The sequence below is a fragment of the Microcystis sp. LE19-10.1B genome, assembly GCF_027530565.1.
Taxonomy (GTDB): domain Bacteria; phylum Cyanobacteriota; class Cyanobacteriia; order Cyanobacteriales; family Microcystaceae; genus Microcystis; species Microcystis aeruginosa.
Genome location: NZ_JAPZQM010000378.1, coordinates 1 through 5,251, shown reverse-complemented (window position 1 = coordinate 5,251; position 5,251 = coordinate 1). Strand labels below are relative to the sequence as shown.

The window sequence follows — 5,251 nt, the reverse complement described above, 5'->3', positions numbered from 1 at the left end:
ATTCGGCGATTGTCGGTGCAACAAATAACTCGCGTAAGGGCATTTCTACCTGAAAAGCCTCACGGATGCGCGAAATTAGTTGCGTTGCTAATAATGAATGTCCACCCAACTCAAAGAAGTTGTCGTGAATCCCCACCTGTGCAACTTTTAGCACTTTTGCCCAAATCGAGGATAATATCTCCTCAATGGGGTTACGCGGCGCGATATACTGCTCTTGGCTTTGGAATTCGGGAGCCGGTAAAGCACGGTAATCAGTCTTACCATTAGGCGTTAAGGGTAGAGATTCCAAAATGACAAAGGCACTAGGAATCATATACTCTGGTAACTTAGCTTTCAGGAATTGCCGCAGTTCAGTAACATTAAGTGAATTTTTCTCTTTTTGGGGGGAAATAATCTCTACTTGGGGAATAATATAGGCGACTAAACGTTTCTGATTTGTCTCATCTTCTTGGGCAATAATAACAGCCGTTTTTACTGCATTGTGCTGACTAAGAACGGTTTCAATTTCTCCGAATTCAATGCGAAAACCCCGAATTTTTACTTGATTGTCAATCCGTCCTAAATACTCAATATTACCGTCGGGTAAATACCGACATAAATCTCCCGTTTTATATAATTTTGACGGCTCATTGCCCCCCTTATTAAGGGGGGTTGGGGGGATCACTTCATCCTTCTCAAAAGAATTAGGGATAAATTTCTCTTGTGTTAACTCTGGACGATTAAAATAACCCCGCGCTAATCCCATACCACCAATATGTAATTCTCCAGCTACCCCCACAGGAACAGGTTGTAAGAAAGCATCGAGAATATAAACCTGAGTATTACTGATGGGTCGCCCAATGGGAATATTGGTTATAGTTGGTGAAGTAAATTCGGAGAGAGTCGCCGCAATGGTTGCTTCTGTTGGTCCGTAACCATTTAATAGTCGAGGAAGAGGGGAATATTGACCCGTAACTGTTTGCCATTGCTGGACTTTTGCCGGTTGAATGGCTTCCCCACCAATGACAATTAGTTTAATCTTTGAGAGAATTGGCAGGGTATCAGGGGTTAATTCAGAGGCTAATTGATGCCAATAAGCCGTAGGAATCCCCAAAACTGTTAATTGCCATTTTTGACAACATTGCCAAAAATCCTCACTAGAGCGCAACATCTCTTCTGTTCGCAATACCAAGGTCGCACCCGATAACAAACTAACAAAGATTTCTTGAACGGAAGCATCAAAGCAGATAGAAGAAAATTGCAGAATTTGATCCTCTGAGGTAATACCATACTCTAGAATAGTAGTCAGTATATAGTTGACTACTGAGCGATGTTCAATCATTACCCCTTTGGGTTGACCTGTGGAGCCAGAGGTGTAGATAATATAGGCTAAATTGTGCTGATCAACTTCTACCAGAGGGCTAACTGTACTCTGTTTGGCGATTATTGACCAGTCTTGATCTAAACAGATAGTGTTCGGTATAAATTTGGGAAGTTGCTCAATAAATTTAGATTGCGTCAACACAATACTAAGTTGAGTATCTTCAATAAGATAGGTAATTCGCTCTTGGGGATAATTAATATCTAAAGGAACGTAAGCTCCCCCAGCTTTAAGTATTCCCAGTATTCCGATAATCATGTCTAGGGAACGTTCAACAAAAATCCCGACTAAACTATCGGATTTTACCCCTAAAGATTGTAGGTAATGGGCTAACTGATTAGCCTTACAGTTTAACTCCTCGTAGGTTAAAAATTCATCTTCTAATTTAACAGCGATCGCCTGTGGATTCTGTTTTACTTGTTGTTCAAACAACTGATGCAGACACAAATCATTTTTGTAGTCAATTTCAGTCTGATTCCAATCAAATAATAACTGATTGCGCTCACTTTCTGTCAGTAATGGTAATTGGCTAACGGTTTGTTCTGGATTAGCAATAATCCCAGTTAATAGGTTAACAAAATGCCCTGATAATCGCTCAATTGTACTTTTGTCAAACAGATCTGTATTATATTCCCAAATCGCAGTTAATCCGGCTTCTTTTACCTGTATAGATAAACTTAAATCGAACTTAGATGTCTTAAATTCTAAAGGCTGACGAGTGGCTTTTATTCCTTCTAAATCTATACTATCTACAATTTCATTATCTAAACCAAACATCACCTGAAATAAAGGAGTATAACTCATATTTCTTTCAGGTTGTAGGGACTCTACTAACATCTCAAAAGGTAAATCTTGATGGTCGTAAGCATCCGTTGCTGTTTCTCGTACCTGTTTTAATAACTCGCTAAAACTGGGATTTCTGGCTAAATCTGTTCTTAAGACTAAGGTATTGACAAAAAAGCCGATTAACCCAGCTAATTCACTACGAGTACGGTTAGCGATGGGAGTACCGACTAAAATGTCTGTTTGTCCTGTGTAACGATAGAGTAGAGTCTGAAATGCGGTTAACAGGGTCATAAATAAGGTGACACCTTTTTCCCGACTCAGCTTATTTAACCCTTGACTAAGTTCTGGAGAAAGGTTACATTTTATCCGATCTCCCTGAAAACTTTGTTGTAGAGGACGGGGATAATCCGTAGGTAGATGTAATAAAGCGGGTGCGGCTGCTAACTGTTTTTGCCAGTAATTTAACTGATTTTCTCGGATTTCTCCCTGTAAATATTCCCTTTGCCAAATTGCAAAATCTGCGTACTGGATTGGTAACTCTTGTAAAAGAGGTTCTAAACCTTTAGTATAGGCATTATAAAGGGTTGTCAATTCCTCAATAAATACCCCCATTGACCAACCATCAGAGACAATATGGTGCAGACAAATCAGCAAAAAATGTTCTGTGTCTGATAACTTGAGTAGGGTGGCTCTAATTAGGGAGTCATTGGCTAAATCAAAAGGTTGATGGCTGTGAATTTCTAGCCATTTTTTTATTTCCTGCTCTTCTCGACATTTTGGGCTGTCTTTCCCATTGACAAGCGTTAATTGCCAATTACTTTCTGGTTTGATTATTTGTACAGGATTTCCCTCAATAGTGGCGAAATTTGTGCGGAGGGACTCATGGCGCTGAATAATTTCTTGTAGGCTTTTTTCGAGGACATCTACCTGGAGATTTCCTGCTAAATGCAAGGCCAGGGAAATATTATAAAAGGGACTATTTGGTTCTAATTGATCTAAGAACCATAAACGCTGTTGGGCATAAGATAGGGGTAATTCTTCAAAATTCATTTTCTTTTTCTTGGTAAAATTGCTGGAACGATGGTATCGGATTTTTGCTGTTTTAACTGTTCAATCCCTTGGGCTAATTCTGCTAGTGTGGCCGAGTTGAATAACTGACGTAGGGGAAGTTCAACTTTCAAGCGATCGCGTATCTGTGCTACTAATTTAGTGGCTAGTAGGGAATGGCCTCCCAGTTCAAAGAAGTTATCATTTATACCCACTTTTTCAACTTTTAGCACTTCTGACCAAACAGTTACTAATATATCCTCAATTGGGGTACGCGGAGCAACATATTTGTCTGATGGTTCACTACTAGATTCTGGTGGGGGTAAAGCTCGACTATCTATTTTTCCATTAGCAGTAAGGGGTAAGGCATCTAAAATAACGAAAGCATTAGGTATCATGTAACCAGGTAATTGAGCTTTCAGGAATTGCCGTATTTCGTTAATGGTAATCGTTTTTTCCGATTGTGGCACAATGTAGGCCACAAGACGCTTATCTCCTGTTGCATCATCCCTCACTATTACTACTGTTTCCCAAATCTGGGGATGAGATGCTAATAATGCTTCGATTTCCCCCAACTCAATCCGAAAACCCCGAATCTTAACTTGATTGTCAATGCGTCCTAAATATTCAATATTACCATCGGGTAAATAACGGGCTAAATCTCCCGTTTTATATAATTTTGACGGCTCATTGCCCCCCTTATTAAGGGGGGTTGGGGGGATCACTTCATCCTTCTCAAAAGGACTAGGAATAAACCTTTCTGTTGTTAATTCAGGACGATTGAGATAACCTTTTGTTACTCCTGCACCTCCCACATACATCTCCCCGGGTACACCAACCGGTACAAGTTGTAAATGTTGGTCTAGTAAATACACCTGTAAGTCGGGAATGGGACGACCAATCACACTAGCTGTACTATCCAAGTCGTTCATACTTAATGGTCGATAGGTCACATGAACGGTAGTTTCTGTAATTCCGTACATATTAACTAATTGGGGGCATTGGTCGCCATGGCGCTGAAACCAAGGTTGTAAGCTGTTAATTTCTAAAGCTTCTCCTCCAAAAATAACTAAACGTAAGCTTAAATCGTTATCTGTTGTCGATGAACGATCCCCCCTTGATAAGGGAAAACTTCCTTTTAAGGATTCTTCAGCTTGAATTAACTGACGGAAAGCGGTAGGAGTTTGATTGAGAATTGTGACTTTTTCTTGATACAATAGCTGATAAAATGCTTCGGGAGAACGGGTCACTAAGTAGGGGACAACTACCAAGCGTCCACCATATAACAAAGCTCCCCACATTTCCCACACCGAAAAGTCAAAAGCGTAGGAATGAAATAGACTCCAGACATCTTGACTATTGAAATTATACCAAGCATCTGTAGCGGCAAATAATCGCACGACATTGGAGTGATTGACTAAAACGCCTTTCGGTTTCCCTGTGGAACCGGATGTATAGATAATATAGATTAAATTCTCTGGTTTTGCTACGCTTTCGGGGTTTGAGGTGATATTTTGAGCGATTTTTTCCCATTCTGTATCTAAACAGATAAGTTGTGCTTGATGTTCAGGAATAGACTTGACTAATTTTGCTTGAGTTACTAACACTTTTACCTGAGAGTCTTCTAACATGAAGCTCAGGCGTTCTTGGGGATAATCTGGGTCAAGAGGTACATAAGCACCACCTGCCTTGAGAATACCTAATAATCCCACCATCATCTCTAAGGACCGCTCAAGGGAAATACCGACTAAAGTATCAGCTTTTACGCCTAATTTCCGCAAATAATGAGCTAATTGATTAGCACGATTATTTAATTCTCGATAAGTTAAGGATTCATTTTCATAAGTTACTGCTACAGCATTAGGAGTCCGTTCAACTTGCTCCTCAAACAATTGATGAATACACTTATTAGCAGGGTAATCTACCTCAGTATTATTCCAGTCAATTAATAACTGTTGTTGTTCAACTTTAGTTAACAAAGGTAATTGAGAAACTCTCTCACTCGGATTAGTAATAATCCCCTCAAGTAGAGTCAGAAAATGACCGTTCATTCTCTCA

At 39.8% G+C, this 5,251-nt stretch carries 2 protein-coding genes; both read right to left on the bottom strand.

Going from position 1 to position 5,251, the window contains the following annotated elements:
* On the bottom strand, positions 1-3,196 hold a 3,196-nt coding region (locus O9332_RS13685; protein ID WP_288026019.1), incomplete at its 3' end, for a non-ribosomal peptide synthetase.
* Positions 3,193-5,251: non-ribosomal peptide synthetase (locus O9332_RS13680; protein ID WP_288026017.1), on the bottom strand; the 2,059-nt coding region annotated here is incomplete at its 5' end. The genes O9332_RS13685 and O9332_RS13680, both read right to left, overlap by 4 nt.